This window comes from Streptomyces sp. NPDC042371, from assembly GCF_056437465.1.
The window spans coordinates 110,875-134,272 of record NZ_JBWKAP010000002.1; the positions used below are offsets into that span (position 1 = coordinate 110,875).

General features: G+C 72.5%; 5 protein-coding genes. All 5 read right to left on the reverse strand.

Annotated elements, in window-relative coordinates; genetic code table 11:
- Positions 1–49: 49 nt before the first annotated feature.
- Positions 50–20,011, reverse strand: coding sequence for an SDR family NAD(P)-dependent oxidoreductase (locus AC068B_RS06245; RefSeq protein WP_478669417.1), 19,962 nt, complete (start codon positions 20,009–20,011; stop codon positions 50–52).
- 216 nt (positions 20,012–20,227) lie between these two features.
- Complete coding sequence (locus AC068B_RS06250; RefSeq protein ID WP_468556898.1) at positions 20,228–20,758, reverse strand: response regulator transcription factor; 531 nt, start codon at positions 20,756–20,758, stop codon at positions 20,228–20,230.
- Positions 20,759–21,023: 265 nt separating this feature from the next.
- The gene (locus AC068B_RS06255) at positions 21,024–21,233 is read right to left on the reverse strand and encodes a ferredoxin (RefSeq protein WP_478670241.1); all 210 of its coding nucleotides are present in this window, start codon (positions 21,231–21,233) and stop codon (positions 21,024–21,026) included.
- 7 nt (positions 21,234–21,240) lie between these two features.
- Positions 21,241–22,350, reverse strand: coding sequence for a cytochrome P450 (locus tag AC068B_RS06260; RefSeq protein ID WP_478669419.1), 1,110 nt, complete (start codon positions 22,348–22,350; stop codon positions 21,241–21,243).
- A gap of 262 nt (positions 22,351–22,612) precedes the next feature.
- Positions 22,613–23,380, reverse strand: coding sequence for a thioesterase II family protein (locus tag AC068B_RS06265; protein ID WP_478669420.1), 768 nt, complete (start codon positions 23,378–23,380; stop codon positions 22,613–22,615).
- Between the last annotated feature and the right edge of the window lie 18 nt (positions 23,381–23,398).

A 23,398-nucleotide genomic window follows, 5' to 3' on the forward strand; every position in this document is an offset into this window, starting at 1 on the left:
CGCCTTGAGGTATTGGAGCAGTTCGCTTTCGGTGGGCATGAACTCACTCTCAACTCTGGTCTATGGCGGGTATGGCGGGTTTGGCCGATGTGCCGGATACGGCAGGTGTGGCGGGTGTGTCGGGCGTGGACTCCCCGGTGATGGAGATGCCGAGGTTCTTGGTGACGAAGTCGAGGACCTCCGCGGCCGTGGCGGCTTCCAGGTCCGCGGGGTCCGGCTCGTCGTCGGCCGGGGCGGGGTACCCCTGCGCCGGGGGTTCGGTCAGGCAGCGGACGGTCTCGGCCAGGGCGGCACGCTGGCCGCCGGTGAGGTGCAGCCCGTTGAGCCTGGTCCCGATCCTGGCCAGGTCGGCCAGGATCCCTTCGTAGCCGGGCTGTTCGGTGTCCGGAGCCGCTTCCTGCGCTGGTGCCGGGGCCGGGGCCGGGGTGAGCCGGGCGGCGATGTGGTCGACCAGGGCGCGCGGGCTCGGGTGGTCGAACACCGCGGTCGCGGTGAGCTTCACGCCGACCCGGCCGCTGATCTTGTTACGGAGTTCCACCGCGGTCAGCGAGTCGAACCCGAGGTCGCGGAACGCCCCGTCGGCGGAGAGGCCGCGCGGGTCGCCGTGCCCGAGCACCTGGGCGACGTCCGCCAGGACGAGATCGAGCAGGAGCGCGGTGCGCTGCTCGGCCGGGAGGCCGCGCAGCCTGCTCTCCAGCGACTCGGCGGGTGCCGTCGGCGCACTCGTCGCGGTCCTGCGCTGCGGGGCGGGCGCCAGGTCCCGCAGCAGCGGCGGCACGGTGTCCGCCGTCCGGAGCGCGGCGGTGTCGACGCGTACCGGGACCAGGTTGGGGGTGGCCGCGGTCAGCGCCAGGTCGAAGGCGGCAAGGCCCTCCTCGGTGGAGGTGGGCAGCAGCCCGGTGCGGGCGATCCGGCCGAGGTCGGCGGCGCCCAGACCGGCCGTCATCGAGCTGGTCTGCGCCCACATGCCCCAGGCGACGGAGACCGCGGGGGCGCCCGCCGCGTGCCTGCGGGCGGCGTACGCGTCCAGATAGGCGTTGGCGGCGGCGTAGTTGGCCTGTCCCGCCGAGCCGAACACTCCGGCGACCGAGGAGAACACCACGAAGGCCGCGAGGTCCGCGTCGGCGGTCAGGTCGTGCAGGGCACGCACCGCGTCCGCCTTCGGCCGCAGCACTGTGGCGAGGCGCTCCGGTGTGAGGGCCGCGAGGACCCCGTCGTCCAGGACGCCCGCGGTGTGCACCACCGCGGTCAGCGGATGCTCCTCGGGGATCGCCGCGAGGGCCGCGGCGAGTTGCTCGCGGTCCGCCACGTCGCAGGCGACGGAACGGATCCGGATGCCGTCGTCCCCGACCTCCAGGGCGTCGAGGACGTCCAGGAGGTCACGGGGCGCCTCGGTGCCGCTGCGGCTGAGCAACAGGACGTTGCGCACGCCGTGTTCGGCGACCAGACGCCGCAGGACGAGCCGTCCGAGGGTGCCGCTCGCGCCGGTGACGACGACGGTGCCGTCCGGGTCGATCGGGCGGGGGACGGTCAGGACGGTGCGGCCGAGGGGGTGGTTCACATCGCCGTCCGTGGCCTCGGACAGGCCCTCGGACAAGCTTCGGTACGCCGTCTCGGCCGACCGTATGTCGTGGGCCGTGACCGGCAGCGCCCGCAGCGCCCCGGAGTCGAGCAGGCCGGAGAGTTCGGCGAGGACCGCCTGCCGCCGCCCGGCGTCCGGGACGGTGAGCGCGGCGCGCGCGTCGGCGGCCACGAACCGTCCTCCGGCGGCGAGCAGCAGGGCGGCCGACACCTCGGCGCCGGTGCTGCGGTGCGGGTCCATTACGAGGTCGAGCCCTGCCGGCACCCTCTGCGCGATGTCGCCGGGCTCGGGCCCGGTGAGGTGGGTGCCGTCGAGGCCGAGGCCGCGCAGGACGTCGTGGGCGGCCTGCGGCGCTGCGGCGAACACCTCGGCGCCCAGGTGCCGGGCGATCTGGACCGCGGCGAGGCCGACGGGGTCGGCGGCCGCGTGGACCAGCACCCGCTCCCCCGCCCGTAGTCCGCCCTCGTCCACCAGGGCGTGCCAGGCGGCGAGGTACGGGGTGGCCGCCGCGGCGGCCTCGGCGAACGTCAGGGCCCGCGGCAGGGGGGCGACGGACCGGTGGTCGGTGACCGCGGTACGGGCGAGGGCGCCGCCCTCAGGGAAGACGCCCCAGACACGGTCGCCCACGGCCGCTCCCGTGACCGCCGCGCCGAGTTCGGTCACGACACCGGCGCCTTCGACGCCGGGCGTCCGGTCGCCGTCGGTCAGGTCGTCGGGGCCGATGGCGGCGGCGCGCATCGCCACTCGGATCTCCTGCGGGCCGAGGGGCGCGGCGGGGGCCGGTACGAGGGCGAGCCCACCGGGACCACCGGGACCACCGAGGCCTGCGGGATTCCCGGCTTCGCCTTCGCCGGTCGTCGCCTCAAGCCGCCACTCGGACGCGTCGTCCGGCAGTGGGAGCAGGTCGGGAGCGGTCCGGCTGAGCCGGGGCACGTACGCCTGCCCGTCGCGCCAGGCGAGCTCGGGCTCGCCGGTGGCGACGGCCGCCGCGACGGCGTCGGCGGACCGGGTGTCCGCGTCGACGAGATCGACGAGCAGCAGACGTCCGGGGTGTTCGGCCCTGGCCGCCCGGATCAGGCCCCACACGGCGGCGGTGGCCGGGTCGGGGCGGCCCGTCATGTCGCCCCGGGTGACCACGACGAGCCGTCCTTCGCCGTGGTCGGCGTCGGCCGTGTCGGCGAAGAAGCGCTGGACGCGTCCGAGCACCTCGGTCAGGCGGGCGTGTACGTCGCCGCCGGGCTCGACGCCGACAACGGTGACCCCGGGCACGGGCGCGCCGGACGCGGGCGTGCCGGACGCGATCGCCCCCGCCCCCGTCTCCGGAACGGTCAGCGGACGCCAGCGCAGGTGGAGCCCGCCGTCACTGCCGGGCGCCGTGGCCGCGGACATCGGCCGCAGCAGCAGCGCTTCCACGGTGACGACGGGCTGCCCCGCGCTGTCGACGGCGGTCAGGGAGACGGCCCCGTCGGCGGTGGCGGTGAGCCGGACCCGTACCGCTCCTGCCCCGGCCGCGTGCAGCGTCACACCCGTCCACGAGAAGGGCAGCAACGGCCTCGACCCGTCGGCTCCGGACCCGGACCCGGACCCGGCCCCGGGACCGGACAGTGACGGCACGCCGAGCGTGACGGCGTGCAGCGCCGCGTCGAGAAGCGCCGGGTGGATCCCGAACGCGCCCGGCTGCGCGGGCAGTTCCGCCTCCGCATAGAGGGCGTCCGCCGTGCGCCAAGCCGTCCGCAGGCCCTGGAAGACGGGCCCGTAGCCGTAGCCGCGCGCGGCCAGGTCGGCGTAGAGGCCGTCGACGGGTATCCGCTCGGCGTCGGCGGGCGGCGCGTCCCACCCCTCGCCGGGCTCCGCGGGCGTGTCGGCCAGGGTGCCCGTCGCGTGCTGGACCTGCGGCTCGGTGCCGGAGGCCGGGGCGGCCGAGGAGTGGACGGTGACCGTGCGGCGGCCGGTCGTGTCGGGGGCGCCGACGACGACCTGGAGGTAGACGGCGGTGTCGGCGGGCAGCACCAGCGGTGCCTGGAGGGTCAGTTCCTCGACGACGGGGCAGCCCGTCTCGGCGCCCGCGTGCAGCGCCAGATCGAGGAAGGCGGTGCCGGGCAGCAGTACCGTGCCGCCGATCGCGTGGTCGGCGAGCCAGGGGTGGGCGCCGGGCAGGATGCGGCCGGTCAGCACCGTCTGCCCGTCGGGCAGGTGCACGGCGGCGCCGAGCAGCGGGTGCCGGGTGCCGGTGAGGCCCGCGGCCCGGATGCCGACCGTCGACGTGGTGGCGTCCTGCCAGTAACGCTGCCCCGCGAAGGCGTAGCCCGGCAGGTCGGTGCGGCGGCCGCCCGGCAGCAGCTGGTGCCACTGCACCGGCGTACCGGCCACGAACGTCTCGGCGACGGCCCGGGTCAGGGCGAAGGGCTCGTCCTGACCGGACTTGAGGGCCGCCACGGCGACGTATCCGTCGTCCCCGAGGCACTCGTCGAGCGTGGCGTGCGCCATCGGGGTCACCGCGGCGTCGGCGCCGACCTCCAGGAAGGCGCGGACGCCCTGGTCGGCGAGGGCGCGCACACCGTCGGCGAAGCGGACGGCACCGCGGACGTGCTCCACCCAGTACCGGGCGGTGCACAGGCGTTCGGCGTCGACAGGACCGCCGGTGACGTTCGAGATCACGGGTATCCGGGGCGCGTTGAACGACAGACCGGAGATCGCCTCGGCGAACTCGTCGAGCATGGCGTCCATGCGGTGCGAGTGGAAGGCGTGCGAGACCGCGAGGCGGTGCACGCGGTGGCCCGCGGCCCGGAAGTGGTCGGCGACGGCGAGGGCGGCTGCCTCGTCGCCCGAGACGACGACGGCCTCCGGGCCGTTGACGGCGGCGATCCCGACGGAGTCGGTCAGCCCGGCCCGCTCGATGTACGCCCGGGTCGCCTCCTCGTCCGCCGCGACGGCCACCATCGCCCCGCCCTCCGGCAGGGCCTGCATCAGCCGTCCGCGCGCCGCGACGAGGGCGCAGGCGTCGGACAGCGACAGCACCTCCGCCGCGTACGCCGCGGTGATCTCGCCGAGGGAGTGGCCCATGACGTGTCCGGGGGTGACTCCCCAGTCCCTGAGCAGTTCGAGAAGGCCGACCTCAAGGGCGAACAGGCCGGTCTGGGTGTACATGCTCTGCTGCAGCAGCGGCGCGAGCGGCGAGTCATCGGGCGCGAACACGACGTCACGCAGGGGGTGTTCGGCGTACCCGTCGAGGTGCGTGTCGACCGCGGCGCACACGGCGTCGAAGGCCTCCGCGAAGACGGGGTACCGCTCATACAGCTCCTGCCCCATACCGGCCCGTTGGGAGCCCTGCCCCGAGAAGACCAGCGCGAGCCCGCCCGCCCCGACGGCCGGAACGGCCCCGGTGACGGCGGCGGGGGTGTCCTCGCCACGGGCGAGGGCGGCCAGCGCCTCGGTCAGGTCGTCGCGTCCGGCGCCCAGGACGACGGCACGGTGGTCCATCAACGCCCGGCCCGTGGCCAGGGTGTGGCCGACGTCGCGCGGGTCGACGGCGTCGTCCCCGGCGACCCGGTCGAGCAGGCGTGCGGCCTGTCGGCGCAGTCCGTCGGCGGTCCTGGCCGACAGGGTCCAGGGGGTGACCGGGGCTTCCTGAGCCAGCTCGGTACCCGGGGCCTGCCCGTCGCCCAAAGCCTGTCCGTCGTGCGGGGCCTGCCCGTCGTCCTGGGCCGAGGCCTCCTCGGGTGCCGCTTCGAGGATGACGTGCGCGTTCGTCCCGCTGATGCCGAAGGACGACACGGCCGAGCGACGGGGCCGCGCCAGCTCGGGCCACTCCTGCTGGGACGCCAGCACGCTGACGGCACCGGACTCCCAGTCGACGTGCCGGGAGGGGGTGTCGGCGTGCAGGGTGCGCGGCATGACGCCGTGCCGCATGGCCTGCACCATCTTGATGATGCCCGCGACACCGGCCGCGGCCTGGGTGTGCCCGATGTTGGACTTGATGGAGCCAAGCCACAACGGCCGCTCCTCGTCCCGCCCTTGACCGTACGTAGCGAGCAGCGCCTGCGCCTCGATCGGATCGCCCAGCGAGGTGCCGGTGCCGTGCGCCTCGACGACGTCCACGTCCGCGGACGTCAGGCGCGCACTGGCGAGCGCGTCACGGATGACGCGCTGCTGCGACGGGCCGTTGGGGGCGGTCATGCCATTGCTGCCGCCGTCCTGGTTCACCGCGGAACCTCGTACGACCGACAGGACTTGATGCCCGAGGCGACGCGCATCGGAGAGCCGCTCGACGACCAGCAGACCGACGCCTTCGGCCCAGCCCGCACCATCGGCGTCATCGGAGAAGGCCTTGCACCGGCCGTCCACCGACATCGCCCGCTGCCGCGAGAACTCCACGAACGTGGTGGGCGTCGACATCACGGTCACACCGCCCGCCAGGGCAAGGGTGCACTCGCCGTTGCGCAGTGCCTGCACGGCCAGGTGCAGCGCCACCAGCGACGACGAGCAGGCCGTGTCGATCGTCATCGCCGGGCCTTCGAGACCCAGCTGGTACGAGATGCGGCCCGATGCCACGCTGGACGCGCTGCCCAGCATGCGGAAGCCGTCCATGCCCTCGACGGGCTCGTGCAGCGGCGGGCCGTACTCCATCGGCATCAGTCCGGTGAAGACACCGGTCCTGCTGCCGCGCAGGGAGTCCGGGTCGATGCCGGTCCGCTCAAGGGCCTCCCACGCCGTCTCCAGGAGCAGCCGCTGCTGCGGGTCCATCGCCGCGGCCTCCCGCGGACTGATCCCGAAGAACTCGGCCTCGAACACGGCTGCGTCGTGCAGGAAGCCGCCGCGTCGCGAGTACGTCTTCCCGGCCCGGTCGGGGTCGGGGTCGTAGAGGTCGGCGATGTCCCAGCCGCGGTCGACGGGGAAGTCCGAGATGGCGTCGAGGCCGTCGAGGGTCGCCTGCCACAGCTCCTGCGGAGAACGGATGTCGCCCGGGAAGCGGCAGGCCATGCCCACGATCACGATCGGGTCGTCGTCCGCGGCGGCTCCGGCCACGGGGACCGGCGTCACCGGACCCGGGTCCGTCCCTCCGACCTCCTCCTGGAGGAAGCCGACGAGCGCGGTGGGCGTCGGATAGTCGAACACCAACGTCGACGGCAACCGCAGCCCCGTCACCGTCTGCAACCGCTGCCGCAGCTCAAGCCCTGTGAGTGAGTCGAAGCCCAGATCGCGGAAGGCACGATCCGCCTCCACCGACCCACCCGAACCGAGCCCGAGAACCAACGACACCTGCCCACGGACGAGTTCGAGCAGCGCCTCGGCCCTCTTCGCGCTGTCCAGCGCCGCCATGTCGGCGACCCACGACGAGGACTGCCCGGCCCCGACGGCGGCCGCCGCGCGACGCGCCGGGGCGCGGACGAGCGACTTGAACACGGCGGGCAGCCGGTCCTGCGCCGCCTGGCTGCGCAGCGCGGGCAGGTCGAGGCGGGCCGGGAACAGGTTGGCGCGGTCGGCGGCGAGTGCCGCGTCGAACAGGGCGAGCCCCTGCGCGGCGGACATCGGGGCGAGCCCGCCCCGGGTGAGCCGGGCGATGTCGGCCTCGTCGAGGTGCGCGGTCATCGCGCTGTCGCCGCCTGCCCACAGGCCCCAGGCCAGCGAGGTCGCCGTCAGTCCTTCGGCGCGGCGCGCGTGGGCGAGGGCGTCCAAGTAGGCGTTGGCGGCCGCGTAGTTGGCCTGGCCTGCCGTGCCCATCACACCGGCGGCGGACGAGAACAGTACGAACGCGGCCAGGTCGGCGCCCCGCGTCAGCTCGTCCAGGAGGCGGGCTCCTTCGACCTTCGGGCGCATGACGGTGTCGAGGCGGTCGGGGGTCAGGGCGGTGAGTACGCCGTCGTCGAGGACACCGGCGGCGTGGACCACGGCGGTCAGCGGGTGGTCGTCCGCGATGCCCGCAAGGGCCGCCGCAAGACCGTCCCGGTCCGCGACGTCGCAGGCGGCGAAGGTCACCGTGGCGCCGATCGCGGCCAGTTCGGCGGCCAGCTCCTCGGAACCCTCGGCGCCGCGACGGCTGACGAGCAGCAGGTTGCGTACGCCGTACTCGACCACGAGGTGCCGGGCGACGAGTCGGCCCAGGGATCCACCGGCTCCGGTGATCAGGGCTGTGCCGTCCGGGTTCCACTCGGGGGCAGGCGGCGTGGGCGGTGCCGACGACGCAGACGATGCAGACGCCGCTGCTTCGGACTCGACCGTCACCAGTCGTGGCGCGGTCAACTTGTCCTCGCTGTAAGCGAGTTGCGGCTCGCCGGAGGCCAGGGCGGTGGTGAGTGCCGACTCCGGCTCGCTCTTCGCGGGTACGTCGACGACCACGATGCGTCCGGGGTGCTCGGTCTGCGCCGAGCGCAGCAGGCCCCATACGGCCGCGGTGGCCGGGTCGGGCCGGGTGGCGATGTCGCCCCGGGTGACGACGGCGAGCCGGGAGCCCTCGTCGTCGGCCGACGCGGCGAGGAAGTCCTGGACCGTCTCCAGTACTCCGGCCACGCTCGTCCGGACATCCCCGCCGGGCTCGACATGGGCGACGACGACGTCGGACGGAAGCCCAACGGAAGCGTCCGACCCCGAAGCCGGGTTCGGCACCGGTACGTCGGCCCACCGCACCTCGAACAGCGGGTCCCCGGCGGCGACCGCCGCACCCAACTGCTCCTGCGACATCTTCTGCAACCGCAGCTCGTCCACCGACACCACCGGCAGACCCGCACCGTCGAACGCCGCCAACCGCACGGCACCATCCGCGTCACGCGACAACCGCACCCGCAGAGCAGAGGCGCCGACCGAGTACAGCCGCACCCCGCTCCACGAGAAGGGCACCCACAGGTCGCCCGAGGGCAGCGGATGCAGGGCGGCGTCGAGGAGTGCCGGATGGATGCCGAACTCATCGGCGTCCACGGGCAACTGGACCTCGGCCAGCAGATCCCCGCCGTCGCGCCACAGCGCGCGCAGCCCCTGGAACACCGGCCCGTAGCCGTATCCAAGCCCGGCCAGCGCCTCGTACGCATCCGCGACATCGACCCGCTCGGCACCGACCGGCGGCCACACGCCCCCCAGCCGCTCCTCCGACGGGACGGGACCGGCCTCCGCGAGCACCCCGACGGCGTGCCGCACCCAGTCCGCTCCCCCGGTCACGTCGTCGTCGACGTCCTGGACCTGCGAGTGCACGGAAACCGTCCGGCGCCCGTCGCCGTCCGGCGCCCCCACCGACACCTGCACCGACACCTGCGCGTCCGCCGACAGCACGAGCGGCCGCTCAAGAGTCAGCTCCTCGATGACATCGCAGCCCACCTCGTCGGCGGCGCGGAGCGTCATCTCGATGAACGCGGTACCCGGGAGCAGGACCGTGCCGAAGACTCCGTGGTCGTCGAGCCACGGGTGAGTGGAGCGGGACAGGCGCCCGGTGAGGACGACGTCATCGCCACCGGCGAGCCGGACGGCGGCGCCGAGCAGCGGGTGCCCGGCGGGCCGCAGCCCCAGCCCGGCCGCGTCCACCACGGACCGCCCCGCGGGCAGCCAGTGACGACGACGCTGGAAGGCGTACGTCGGCAACTCGACGAGTTCACCGCCCGCCACCCAAGGCGACCAGTCCACGTCGACACCGGCCACGAACACCTCGGCCAGACTCTGCAGCAGCCGGGCCGGACCCCCTTCATTGCGGCGCAGCGTCCCCACGGCGGTCACCTGGGGCACGCCTTCGCCCTCGGCGGCCTGGGTCACTGCCCCGACCAGCACGGGGTGGGGGCTGGACTCGACGAAGACGCGGTGTCCGGCCTCCAGGAGGCGGTGCAGGGCGGAGTCGAACCGGACGGTCTGACGCAGGTTCGTGAACCAGTACTCCGCGTCCATCACCGCCGTATCAATCACGTCGCCAGTGACGGTCGAGAACAGCGGAACCTGACCACTGCGCGGCTCGATCTCCCCAAGAACCTCCAGCAACTCATCCCGCAAGTCCTCGACCTGGGGAGAGTGCGAGGCGTAATCCACCGCGATCCGCCGCACCTGCACACCATCGGCCTCACAGGCGGCCATGAACGCATCCAGCTCGCCCGGCGAACCCGACACCACGACCTGCTCAGGACCGTTGACCACAGCCACCTGAAGACCGTCAGTCAACCGCCCCACGACCTGAGCCTCGGGCGCCAGAACGGACACCATCCCGCCCCGCCCAGCCAGCCGCACAATCGCCCGCGACCGCAGAGCCACCACACGCGCCGCATCACCCAGGCTCAGCGCGCCCGCGACACACGCGGCGGCGATCTCACCCTGCGAATGCCCGACGACAGCGGCAGGACGCACCCCCAGCGAACGCCACAACTCCGCCAGCGACACCATCACCGCGAACAACACCGGCTGCACCACATCCACCCGGCGCAGCAACTCCTCATCGCCCTCCCGGACGACCTCCAACAAACCCCAGCCGTCCACGAACGGCTCCAGCGCAGCCCCACACTCAGCCATCCGCGCCGCAAAGACCGGCGACGACTCCAACAGCTCGCGGGCCATGCCCAGCCACTGCGAGCCCTGCCCCGGGAAGACGAACACCGCACCGCCGGAGGCATTGGCCCCGGCACGCCCGGTCACCACACCCGAAGCCTCGCGGCCCGCCGCCAACTCGCCCAGGGCGGAGGACAGTTCACCAAGCTCCGAGCCGAGCACGACCGCCCGGTGCTCCAACACCGCGCGCCCACCCGCCAACGTGAACCCGACATCCCGAAGACTCGGCGCCCCACCCTCATCAAGGTGTGCCTGTACGCGGGCCGCCTGCTCCGCCAGAGCCGCCTCGCTCCGGGCCGACAGCATCCACGGCACCACCGGAGCGGCCATGACCGCGGGCGCCTCGGGCAGAGCCGGGGGCGCGGTCGGCACGGTCTCCTCGGCCGGGGCCGCCTCCAGGATCACGTGCGCGTTCGTCCCGCCGATGCCGAAGGACGACACACCGGAGCGGCGCGGGCGGTCGAGCTCCGGCCATTCCTGGTTCTCGGTGAGGAGCCTGACCTGCCCGGACGTCCAGTCGACGTGGTGGGAGGGAGTGTCGGCGTGCAGGGTGCGCGGCATGACGCCGTGCCGCATGGCCTGCACCATCTTGATGATGCCCGCGACACCGGCCGCGGCCTGGGTGTGCCCGATGTTGGACTTGATGGAGCCAAGCCACAACGGCCGCTCCTCGTCCCGCCCTTGACCGTACGTAGCGAGCAGCGCCTGCGCCTCGATCGGATCGCCGAGTGCGGTGCCGGTGCCGTGCGCCTCGACGGCGTCGACGTCGGCCGTGGTCAGCCGTGCGCCCGCCAGCGCGTCACGGATGACGCGCTGCTGCGAGGGACCGTTCGGTGCCGTCAGGCCATTGCTGCCGCCGTCCTGGTTCACCGCACTGCCGCGCACCACGGCCAGAACGTGGTGCCCGAGGCGACGCGCCTCCGAGAGCCGCTCGACGACCAGCAGACCGACGCCTTCGGCCCAGCCCGCCCCATCGGCATCGTCGGAGAAGGCCTTGCACCGGCCGTCCACCGACATCGCCCGCTGCCGCGAGAACTCCACGAACGTCGTGGGCGTCGACATCACCGTGACACCGCCCGCCAGAGCCAGCGAGCACTCACCGTTGCGCAACGCCTGCACCGCAAGGTGCAGCGCCACCAGCGACGACGAGCAGGCCGTGTCGATCGTCATCGCGGGGCCCTCAAGACCCAGCTGGTACGAGATACGGCCCGACGCCACACCACCGCTGTTGCCGGTGATCATCAGGCCCTCGACGTCCTCGGTCGCCTCGCCGAGCCAGGTCCCGTAGTCGTGGTACATGAGACCGGTGAAGACGCCGGTCCTGCTGCCGCGCAGGGAGTCCGGATCGATACCGGTCCGCTCAAGGGCCTCCCACGCCGTCTCCAGGAGGAGCCGCTGCTGCGGGTCCATCGCCGCGGCCTCCCGCGGACTGATCCCGAAGAACTCCGCGTCGAAGTCCCCCACTCCGGACAGGAATCCACCCCGGCGGGAGTAGCTCGTACCGACGTGACCGGGGTCCGGGTCGAAGAGGTTCGCCAGGTCCCAGCCGCGGTCGTCGGGGAAGTCGGAGATGCCGTCGACTCCGTCGAGAGTCGCCTGCCACAGCTCCTGCGGGGAGCGGATGCCACCCGGGAAACGGCAGGCCATGCCCACGATCACGATCGGATCGTCGTCCGCGGCCGCTCCCGCCGACACGACCGGCGCCACCGGACCCGCGTCCGTCCCCCCGACCTCCTCCTCAAGAAAGCCGACGAGCGCGGTGGGCGTCGGATAGTCGAACACCAGCGTCGACGGCAGCCGCAGCCCCGTCACCGTCTGCAACCGCTGCCGCAGCTCAAGCCCTGTCAGCGAATCGAAGCCCAGATCGCGGAAGGCACGATCCGCCTCCACCGACCCACCCGAACCGAGTCCAAGGACCAACGACACCTGCCCACGCACGACTTCGAGGAGTGCCTCCTGGCGCTCGTCGTCGTCCAGCGCCGCCATCCCGGCGGCCCACGACGACGCTTCCTCCGCGGTGGGCGCGACGGCCCGGCGTACGGGAGCGCGGACGACCGACTTGAACACGGCGGGCAGCCGGTCCTGGGCCGCCTGGCTGCGCAGCGCGGGCATGTCGAAACGGGCCGGGACGATGGTCGCCCGGTCGGCCGCCAGCGCGGCGTCGAACAGGGCGAGGCCCTGGGACGTCGACATGGCCCCCAGGCCGCTGCGGGAGAGCCGCGCGATGTCGGCCTCGTCGAGGTGCGCGGTCATCGCGCTGTCGCTGGCCCACAGACCCCAGGCCAGCGACGTCGCCGCCAGCCCGTCGGCACGGCGGGCAAGGGCCAGCGCGTCCAAGTAGGCGTTCGCGGCGGCGTAGTTGCCCTGTCCTGCCGTGCCCATCACACCGGCGGCGGACGAGAACAGTACGAACGCGGCCAGGTCGGCGCCCCGCGTCAGCTCGTCGAGCAGCCTGGCGCCCTCGGCCTTCGGGCGCATCACGGTGTCGACCCGCTCAGCGGTGAGCGCGGTGACGACGCCGTCGTCCAGCACGCCCGCGGCGTGAATCACGGCGGTGAGCGGGTGATCGTCCGCTATCCCCGCCAGGGCTGCCGCAAGACCGTCCCGGTCCGCCACGTCACACGCGGCGAAGGTCACCGTCGCACCGGCCGCGGCCAGTTCGGCGGCCAGCTCCTCAGAGCCCTCGGCGCCGCGACGGCTGACCAGCAGCAGGTGACGTACGCCGTACTCGGCCACGAGATGCCGAGCGAACAGCCCACCCAGAGCGCCACTCGCACCCGTGATCAGGACGGTGCCGTCCAGGTCCCACTCCGGCGCGTTGACTGCCTCCGTGGAGACAGTCATGACCCGAGGCGCCAGCAACCTGGTGCCTTCTACGGCGAGTTGGGGCTCACCACTCGACAGCGCCGAAGCGACGGCCGCCTCACGCTCGGCGCCGTCCGGCACATCGACGACCACGATCCGTCCGGGCTGCTCCGCCTGCGCCGAACGCAGCAGGCCCCACACCGCGGCCGTCGCCGGATCCGGTGTGCCGCCCGTCATCCCGCCATGTGTGACCACGACGAGCCGGGCTTCCTCCGCCGACTCGGCGAGGAACCGCTGAACCGTCTCCAGCACCTCGGTGACCCGTGCACCGGCATCCCCGCCGGGCTCGACATGAGCAACGACGACGTCGGAAGCATCCGCCCCCGCCCCTGAGACCGGTCCAGGCACGTCGGCCCACCGCACCTCGAACAGCGGGTCCCCGGCGGCGACCGCCGCACCCAACTGCTCCTGCGACATCTTCTGCAACCGCAGCTCGTCCACCGACACCACCGGCAGACCCGCACCGTCGAACGCCGCCAACCGCACGGCACCATCCGCGTCACGCGACAACCGCACCCGCAGCGCAGAGGCACCGACCGAATGCAGCCGCACCCCGCTCCACGAGAAGGGGACGACGATCTCCCCGGCGAGCAGCGGGTGCAGCGCGGCGTCCAGCAGCGCGGGGTGGACGCCGAACTCATCGGCCTCCGTCGGAAGCTGCACATCGGCGAACAGGTCGTCGCCGTCGCGCCACAGCGCGCGCAGCCCCTGGAACACCGGCCCATAGCCGTATCCAAGCCCGGCCAGCGCCTCGTACGCATCCGCGACGTCGACCCGCTCGGCACCGACCGGCGGCCACACGCCCTCCAGCCGCTCCACCCCGGCCGACGCCCCATCGGCCAGCACGCCCACGGCATGCCGGACCCACTCCGTCCCGGCGTCCAGGTCCCCGTCGGCGTTCTGGACGTACGAGTGCACGGAGATCGCCCGGTGGCCCGCCTCGTCCGGCGCACCCACCGACACCTGTACGGAGGTCGACGCGCCCCGCGACAGCACGAGCGGCCGCTCAAGCGTCAGCTCCTCGACGACAGCGCAGCCGACCTCGCTCCCGGCGTGCAGCGCCAGCTCGACGAAGGCGGTGCCGGGCAGGATGACCGTGCCGTAGACGGCGTGGTCCGCCAGCCACGGGTACGTGTTCAGCGACAGCTGACCGGTGAGGACGAGACCTTCCTGCGGCGCGAGGGCCACGGCGGCGCCGAGCAGCGGGTGCCCGGCGGGCCGCAGCCCCAGTCCGGCCGCGTCCACCACGGACCGCCCCGCGGGCAGCCAGTGACGACGACGCTGGAAGGCGTACGTCGGCAACTCCACCAGCCGACCACCCGCCACCCACGGCGACCAGTCCACGTCGACACCCGCGACGAACACCTCGGCCAGACTCTGCAACAGCCGAGCCGGGCCCCCCTCACCCCGCCGCAGCGTCCCCACGGCCGCCACACCGGCAACCCCGTCGCCCTCGGCGGCCTGGGTCACTGCCCCGACCAGCACGGGATGCGGACTCGACTCGACGAAGACGCGGTGCCCGGCCTCCAGGAGGCGGTGCAGGGCGGAGTCGAACCGGACGGTCTGACGCAGATTCGTGAACCAGTACTCCGCGTCCATCACCGCCGTATCAATCACGTCGCCAGTGACGGTCGAGAACAGCGGAACCTGACCACTGCGCGGCTCGATCTCCCCAAGAACCTCCAGCAACTCATCCCGCAAGTCCTCGACCTGGGGAGAGTGCGAGGCGTAATCCACCGCGATCCGCCGCACCTGCACACCATCGGCCTCACAGGCGGCCATGAACGCATCCAGCTCGCCCGGCGAACCCGACACCACGACCTGCTCAGGACCGTTGACCACAGCCACCTGAAGACCGTCGGTCAACCGCCCCACAACCTGAGCCTCAGGCGCCAGAACGGACACCATCCCGCCCCGCCCAGCCAGCCGCACAATCGCCCGCGACCGCAGAGCCACCACACGCGCCGCATCCTCCAGCGACAACGCCCCCGCGACACACGCGGCAGCAATCTCACCCTGCGAATGCCCCACCACAGCAGCAGGACGCACCCCCAGCGAACGCCACAACTCCGCCAGCGACACCATCACCGCGAACAACACCGGCTGCACCACATCCACCCGGCGCAGCAACTCCTCATCGCCCTCCCGGACGACCTCCAACAAACCCCAGCCGTCCACGAACGGCTCAAGCGCAGCCCCACACTCAGCCATCCGCGCCGCAAACACCGGCGAGAACTCCAACAGCTCCCGAGCCATGCCCACCCACTGCGAGCCCTGCCCCGGGAACACGAACACCGCACCGCCAGCAGCAGCACCCGCACCCGCGCGCCCAGCCACCACCCCGGAAACCTCACGGCTAGCGGCCAACTCACGCAATGAAGTGCTCAGTTCATCAAGATCCGAGCCGAGTACGACAGCACGGTGCTCCAACACCGCACGCCCACCCGCCAACGTGAACCCCACATCACGCAGACCCAGCGCCCCGCCCTCATCAAGCCGCGCAAGCAACCGCTCCGCCTGCTCCGCCAGAGCCGCCTCACTCCGCGCCGACAACACCCACGGCACCACCGCGGAACCCTCACCCGAGGGACCCAACTCACCCTCAGACACGGCCCCTTCGGGCGCAGGAGCCGCCTCCAGGATCACGTGCGCATTCGTGCCACTGATGCCGAAGGACGACACGGCCGAGCGGCGCGGCCGCTCCAGCTCGGGCCACTCCTGGCGGGTCTCCAGCACGCTGACGGCACCGGACTCCCAGTCGACGTGCCGGGACGGCGTGGAGACGTTCAGCGAGCGCGGCATGACGCCGTTGCGCATCGCCTGCACCATCTTGATGACACCGGAGACACCGGCGGCGGCCTGCGTGTGCCCGATGTTGGACTTCACGGAACCCAGCCACAACGGCCGCTCGCTGTCCCGCCCTTGACCGTACGTAGCCAGCAGCGCCTGCGCCTCGATCGGGTCGCCCAGGGACGTGCCCGTGCCGTGCGCCTCGACCACGTCCACGTCCGCGGACGTCAGGTGCGCACTGGCCAGGGCGTCACGGATGACGCGCTGCTGCGAGGGGCCGTTCGGTGCCGTCAGGCCATTGCTGCCGCCGTCCTGGTTCACCGCACTGCCCCGCACCACGGCCAGAACGTCATGTCCGAGGCGGCGCGCCTCCGAGAGCCGCTCGACGACCAGCATGCCCACGCCCTCGGCCCAGCCGGTGCCGTCCGCGTCGTCGGAGAACGGCTTGCAGCGGCCGTCGGCGGCGAGGCCGCGCTGGCGGGAGAACTCGACGAACATGCCCGGCGTGGACAGCACCGTCGCACCGCCCGCCAGGGCCATCGAGCACTCGCCGTTGCGCACCGACTGCACGGCGAGGTGCAGCGCGACCAGCGAGGACGAGCAGGCCGTGTCGATCGTCATCGCCGGGCCCTCAAGACCCAACTGGTAGGAGATGCGGCCCGACGCCACGCTGGAGGTGTTTCCGGTGAGGCGGAAGCCCTCCGTGCCGTCGGTCGGGGCGTCGAGATGCGGCCCGTACTCCATGTTCGTGGCGCCGACGAAGACGCCGGTCCTGCTGCGGCGCAGGGAGTCCGGATCGATGCCGGTGCGCTCCAGGGCCTCCCACGCCGTCTCCAGGAGGAGCCGCTGCTGCGGGTCCATCGCCGCGGCCTCCCGCGGACTGATCCCGAAGAACTCCGCGTCGAAGTCCCCCGCACCGGCCAGGAATCCGCCGCGACGCGTGTACGTCGTGCCGGGGTGGGCCGGGTCCGGGTCGTAGAGGTTCGCCAGGTCCCAGCCGCGGTCGTCGGGGAAGTCGGACGTGGCGTCCACGCCGTCGGCGAGCGCCTCCCACAGCCGCTGCGGGGAGTCGATGCCGCCGGGCAGTCGGCAGGCCATGCCGACGATCGCGACGGGGTCGTCGTCGGCCGCGGTCGGGGCGGTGACGCCCGGGGTCGCGGTGGCCGGGGTGTCCAGAGCCGTGTCCAGGGCGCCGACGATGCGTTCGTGCAGGTGGTCGGCGAGGTCGCGCAGCGTCGGGTAGTCGAAGAGGATGCTCGCGGGCAGCCGCAGTCCGGTCGCCGAGACGAGGCGGTTGCGCAGCTCGACGGAGAGCACGGAGTCCAGGCCGAGGTCGCGGAAGGTCGCGTCGGGGTCGACGGCCGCGGTGCCGGTGAGGTCCGTCAGGTGGTCGGCGAGGCGGCGGACCAGGAAGCCGTCGGGCTCGCTGCGGATGCTGTCGCGCAGGGCGAGCGTCGCAGAGCTGAGGTGCTGTTCGGCCTCTTCGGCGGCGGGGCGTTCGTCGAGCCAGTGGCGGCGGCGCCGGAAGGCGTACGTGGGCAGGTCGACGGTGCGGGCGTCGCCGACGACCGACGCCCAGTCGACGGGGGTGCCTGCGGTCCAGGCCGTGGCGAGGCCGGTCAGCAGCGCCTGCGGTTCGGGGTGGTCGCGGTGCTGCAGCGCCACCGCGAGTTCCGTCTCGGTCGTCGCGACGAGCGGGGTGAGCACGCTGCCGGGGCCGAGTTCGACGAACCGGGTCACGCCCTGCGCGCGGCAGGCGGTGAGCGCGTCGTGGAAGCGGACGGTGGCACTGAGGTGCCCGATCCAGTACTCCTCCGTGAGCGCGGCGCCGGTCTGTCCGGTGACGGTGGAGACGATGGGGATGGCGGGCTCGGAGACGTCGAGGCCGTGGATGCGGCGGGCGAACTCGTCCAGCATGGGGGCCATCAGCGGCGAGTGGGCGGCGTTCTTGACCCGCAGCCTGCTGGTGCGGTGGCCGCGGGCGGCGAGCACCCCGGCGATCCGGGTGACCGACTCGTCGGCGCCGGAGAGCACCACGGCGCGGGGCCCGTTGATGACGCCGACCGAGACGTCGTCGACGCCTTCGAGGGCGGTGAGCAGCTCCTCCTCGGTCGCCTCGACCGCGATCATGGCGCCACCGGGCGGCAGTTGCTCCATGAGTTCACCGCGGGCGGCGACGAGCGCGGCGGCGTGGGCGAGCGGCAGGGCGCCGGAGACGTGGGCGGCGACGATCTCGCCGAAGGAGTGGCCGACGAGCAGGTCGGGGGTGACGCCCCAGGAGGTGACCAGGCGGTACAGGGCGACCTGGAAGGCGAAGAGGGCGGGCTGCATGTACCGCATGCCGTCGAGCGCCTCCGCGGCCGCCGCGCCGTCGTCGCCGTCGTCGCCGTCGTCGCCGAGCAGCACCGCGCGCAGGTCGAGGCCGGGGACGAAGTGGTCGAGCACCTCGTCGAGGGCCGCCGCGAACACCGGGTACGTCTCGTACAGTTCACGCCCCATGCCGACGCGGTGGGAGCCGACGCCGGAGAACAGGAACGCCGTCCGGCCCGGCTCGGCGACACCGCTCACGGCCTGCTCGTGCAGGCGCGCCAGAGCCGCCGTGAAGTCGTCCCGGTCCTTGCCGACGACGACGGCACGGTGCTCGAACGTGGACCGTCCGGCCGCGAGCGACTTGGCGATGTCGGCTACATGGGCGGCTTCGGCGGCTTCGGTGGCTTCGGCGACATCAGTGGCTTCGGTCGCTTCGGCGGCTTCGGTCGCTTCGGCGGCCGGGTGCTGCTCGATGTGGGCGAGCAGGCGTGCGGCCTGGGCGTCGAGGGCCTCGCCGGTGCGGGCGGACAGGACCCAGGGCTGGGGGCGGGCGGCCGTGGGGCGGTGCTCCGGCGCGTCGCGGCGCGCGGCCTCAGGCACCTCGGGCGTCTCGGGCGCCTCCGTCAGGACGACGTGGCAGTTGGTACCGCCGATCCCGAACGAGCTGACACCCGCGACGAGTTGCTCGTCGGGCGCGGGCCAGTCGGCCAGCGCGGTCTGCACGCTCAGGTTCAGGTCGGCCAGCGGGATCGCCGGGTTGGGGGCGGTGAAGTGCAGGGTGGGCGGCAGCTGCCGGTGGCGCAGGGACAGCGCGGCCTTGAGCAGGCCGACGATGCCCGCGGCGGCCTCCAGGTGACCGAGGTTCGTCTTGACCGAGCCGACCCGCAGCGGTTCCCGGCCCACGCCGCCGCCAGGGCCACCCACCGCGTCACCGACCGCGTCGCCATCCGCGCCACCGCGCGCGATGACGTCGGCGACGGCCTGCGCCTCGACCGGGTCGCCGACCGGCGTGCCGGTGCCGTGGAGTTCGACGTACTGGACGGCGTCGGGGCTGACCCCGGCATCCGCGTAGGCCCGGCGCAGGACGTCGCGCTGGCCGTCGGCGTCGGGGTCGGTGAGGCGCTCGCCGCCGCCGTCGTTGTTGACGGCGCTGCCCTCGATGACGCAGTAGATGCGGTCGCCGTCCGCCAGGGCGCGGTCCAGGGGCTTGAGGAGGACGACTCCCCCGCCCTCCCCGCGTACGAACCCGTCGGCGCCCTCGTCGAAGGTGGCGCAGCGCCCCTTGGCGGAGAGCGCGCCGAGCGCCGCGGTGGTCCGCATGCTGTCCGGCGAGAGGATCAGGTTCACCCCGGCCGCGAAGGCGAGGTCGGCGTCCCCGCTGCGGATGCTCTCGCAGGCCAGGTGGACGGCGACCAGCGACGAGGCCTGTGCGGCGTCGACGGCGAGGCTGGGGCCCCGCAGGCCGAGGTGCCAGGAGACGCGGTTGGCGATGACGGCGCGGTGGCGGCCGGTGAACTCGTGCGCGCCGCCGGGTCCCTGCGTACCGCCGCGGGCGGCGAGGCCCGCGTAGTCGTCGGAGGAGACGCCGACGAAGACACCGGTGCGGGAGCCGCGCAGCCGCTCGTCGCGGACACCGGCGTCCTCCATGGCCTCCCACACCAGCTCCAGCGCGAGGCGCTGCTGGGGGTCCATGGCGGCCGCCTCGTCGGGGCCGATGCCGAAGAAGGCGGCGTCGAAGGAGGCGACGTCGTCGAGGAAGCCGCCGCGCCAGGACCGGCTGCCGGGACCGCGCTCCTGGGGCCAGGCGGAGACGGCGTCGGTCCCCTCCGAGAGCAGTCGCCAGAACTCCGCCGGAGTCGACGCCGAGGGCACTCGGCAGGAGGCTCCGATCACTGCTATCGCGGTGTCGCGGGGCTCGCCCGTCCTCTGCTCGTCTGACCTGGATGCCTTCATACGGCGAGTATCTGTTTCGGACCCGGGTATGGACTTCGGCCAGAGGACGGTGGTCGTCGACCAGGCTTAGGTGCAGGTACGGGCGGCGGAACCTGGACTTTCGGCCAGGTCCCCACCCCGTACAACGACGGGGATCCCGCCCCCGTACAACGACGAAGGTGCCCGCACGGACGAACCGTGCGGGCACCCCCGTTCACAAGGCGCAGCGCGTCGCGCTCACATGGCAGGAGCCAACGCGATCAGCTGCGCCCGGGAGGCCACATGGGCCTTGGCGAGCACATTGGAGACGTGGAATTTGATCGTCTTCTCACTCAGGCCGAGACGCCGGGCGATCTCCTTGTTCGCGAGCCCCCTGCGCACCAGTTGCAGCACCTCGGACTCGCGGGAGGTGAGCGGCGCATGTGTGGGCACCGCCGACAGGTGGCGCGGGGCCATGGCGCGGGTGAGCTTGAGCAGTACGCCGCTGAGGCCCGGCGAGACGTAGCCCGTGCCGTCGACCGCCTTGCGGACCGCCACGGCGAGGTCCTCCACGGGGTCGTAGCAGTGCACCAGCGCACCCACGTTGACCTGCGTGAGGCCGATCCAGCGGGTGGCCGAATCCTTGTCCCCCACGACGACCAGGGCGGCGTCGACACCGGCGAGTTCCTGGGCGTGGCCGATGTGCAGTTGCCCGTCGAGAACCACGGCATCCGGATCGTACAATTCCGCCGCCGAAAGGAGCTCCGAGAGCTCGGCGACCTCGGCCACGACGGACAGTGTGGGATCCTTCTCCAGCGATCTTCGAATACCGAGACGCGCATAAGGGTGTGGATCACAAATGATGATTCGTGCCTGAATTCCCCGGTTCAAGTGGAAGACCCCCCGTTGATCGGCCCCTCTTTTCGTTGCGCATATTTCACCCAGCGGAAAAGAACGAACCGGCCTATTTAGATTTTCCAAAACGTGAGACGGCGGCCCGCCGGGCGGCACCCGGCGGGCGCCGGTCGCCGTGCCGCCCGGCGGGCGCCGGATGTCATGACGCGGGCACGCGCTCCTCGATCTCGATCGCACCCACCGGACACATCTGGGCCGCCGTCTCGACCAGTTCGTAAAGGTCCTGGGGCGGTTCCGCGATCTGCAGCAGCACGAGCCCCTCCTTCTCGTCCTGGTCGAACACTTCCGACACCGTCGCCACGCAGTTGCCCGCGCCCGCGCACAGCTCCCTGTTCACCGTGATCCGCATCGTCACGTCACCACGTCACCGGCAGCTCGGCCACGCCGAACGTCACCGCCATGGGACGCTGCGGGACGTCGGCGAGGGTGAGCTCGGAGCGCAGCTTCGGGAAGCGGCGGGCCAGCTCGACGAGTGCCACCCGCAGCTCCGCGCGGGCCAGCGGCTGGCCGATGCACTGGTGGAGGCCGAAGCCGAACGCCATGTGGCGGTGCGCCTCGCGCCGCTGCGGATCGAACGTATCGGCGTCGGAGAAGACCGACTCGTCGCGGTTGGACATCGCGAGCATCGCCACGACGCCCTCGCCCGCGCGGATCTGCTGACCGCCGATCTCGGCGTCCTCCATGGCCAGGCGCGGCAGCCCGGTGCGCACGACGGTGAGGTAGCGCAGCAGCTCCTCGACCATGCCCGGCGCCAGCTCCGGGTCGTCGCGCAGGGCTTCGAGGTGCTCGGGGTGCTGCAGGAGCACCAGGGCCGAGAGGCCGATCATGTTCGCGGTGGTCTCGTGTCCCGCCACCAGCAGGAGCATGGCCAGACTGACGAGCTCGTCCTTGCGCAGCTCGCCGGTGTCCACCCGCTCCAGCGTGAGCCTGCTGAGGAGGTCCTCGCCCGGATCCTTCCGCTTGGCGTCGACCAGGTCGCCGAGGAGACCGGCCAGGGCGCCGAGGGCCGCCTCGACCTCCGCGGGGCCCGAGTTCCGGTCCATGATGACGCGGCTGTGGTCCTGGAAGAAGTCGTGATCGGCGTACGGGACACCGAGCAGGTGGCAGATCGTCATCGACGGCACGGGCAGCGCGAACTCGGCCATCAGGTCCGCGGGCGCGCCGAGCGACTGCAGGCGCTCCAGCGCCTCGACGACCGTCTCCTCGATGAGTGGCTCGATCCGCCGGATGTTCTTGATCATGAACTCGGCGGTGAGCATCTTGCGGAACCGGCTGTGCGCGTCGCCGTCCATGAAGATGAACAGGCCCGACGCGTCGTCCTGCTTCGGCGGGATCGGGTTGAGCACCGGGAACCCGGGCTTGTACTGATCGGAACTGAAGCCCGGGTGCCGCAGCAGCTGCCGCACGTCCTCGTGCCGGGTGACGAGCCACGCCCACCCCCCGAAGGGCAGCCTGACCTTCCCCACGGGCCCTTCGAGCCGTTCCAGGTCCGACCCCGTGACCGGGATGAATGGATTGTCGTCCGGACCAATGAACGGATATGCCGGCAGGCCGGCAATGTCTACCTCGGCCACTTCCCCCATGTTTTCCTGCACCTCGCACGACTCGCATCCGAAAGAGGAATTCAGCCTAACAAGGTGGTTGGCTCAAACAAGGCGGTTTACCGGAATACATTTTGTCGTGATCGAGATCACATCATAAATGCAATTCCGCAATAGCGCCGCTCGATTACGGCAAAAGTCCCGCTAGAATCCGGCTCGAAACGGCTTCCGCCACACTTGACATCTGTTCCGTGAGATAGAAATGCCCGCCGGGACGGGTCTCCATCCCGAAGCCGCCCGCGGTGTGGTCGGCCCAGGCGCGCGCCTCCTCCGGCGTGACCCGGCCGTCATCGGCGCCGACGATCACGTGGACGGGCGCCGAAAGCCGGGGGCGCGGAACGTACCGGTAGGTTTCGGCCGCCTTGTAGTCGCTGCGGATCGCGGGCAGCGCCCTGCGCAGCAGTTCCTCGTCCTCGAAGACCCGGGCGTCGGTGCCACTGAGCGACCGCAGTTCGTCGATCAGGCCGCGGTCGTCGCGCAGGTGGATGGGCGAGGGGTTGTCGCGCAGCCGGGACGGCGCGCGCCTGCCGGAGGCGAACACCGCGAGCGGCGGCGACCCGGCCCGCTCCAGGCGGACGGCCAGTTCGTAGCCGACCATCGCGCCCATGCTGTGCCCGAAGACTGCCAACGGCCGGTCGGCCCACGGCAGTACCTCGTCGACCAGCGCGTCGGCGAGGCCGGTGACGGAGTCCACGCACGGCTCGTGCCAGCGGTCCTGACGCCCCGGATACTGCACGGTCAGCACGTCGATCTCGGGCCCGAACGCGCGGGCGAACGGGAGGTAGAACGAAGCGGAGCCGCCGGCGTGCGGCAGACAGAGCAGCCTCGCCCGCGCCTGCTCGGCCGGTCGGTACCGGCGGATCCAGGCGCTGCTCCCGGCGGTCTTCGCAGTCATCGTCGCTCGTCCTGCGCC

Coding starts and splice junctions, on each gene's coding strand:
- AC068B_RS06245 (WP_478669417.1), bottom strand. CDS start 20,011: ATGAAGGCATCCAGGTCAGACGAGCAGAGGACGGGCGAGCCCCGCGAC.
- AC068B_RS06265 (WP_478669420.1), bottom strand. CDS start 23,380: ATGACTGCGAAGACCGCCGGGAGCAGCGCCTGGATCCGCCGGTACCGA.
- AC068B_RS06255 (WP_478670241.1), bottom strand. CDS start 21,233: ATGCGGATCACGGTGAACAGGGAGCTGTGCGCGGGCGCGGGCAACTGC.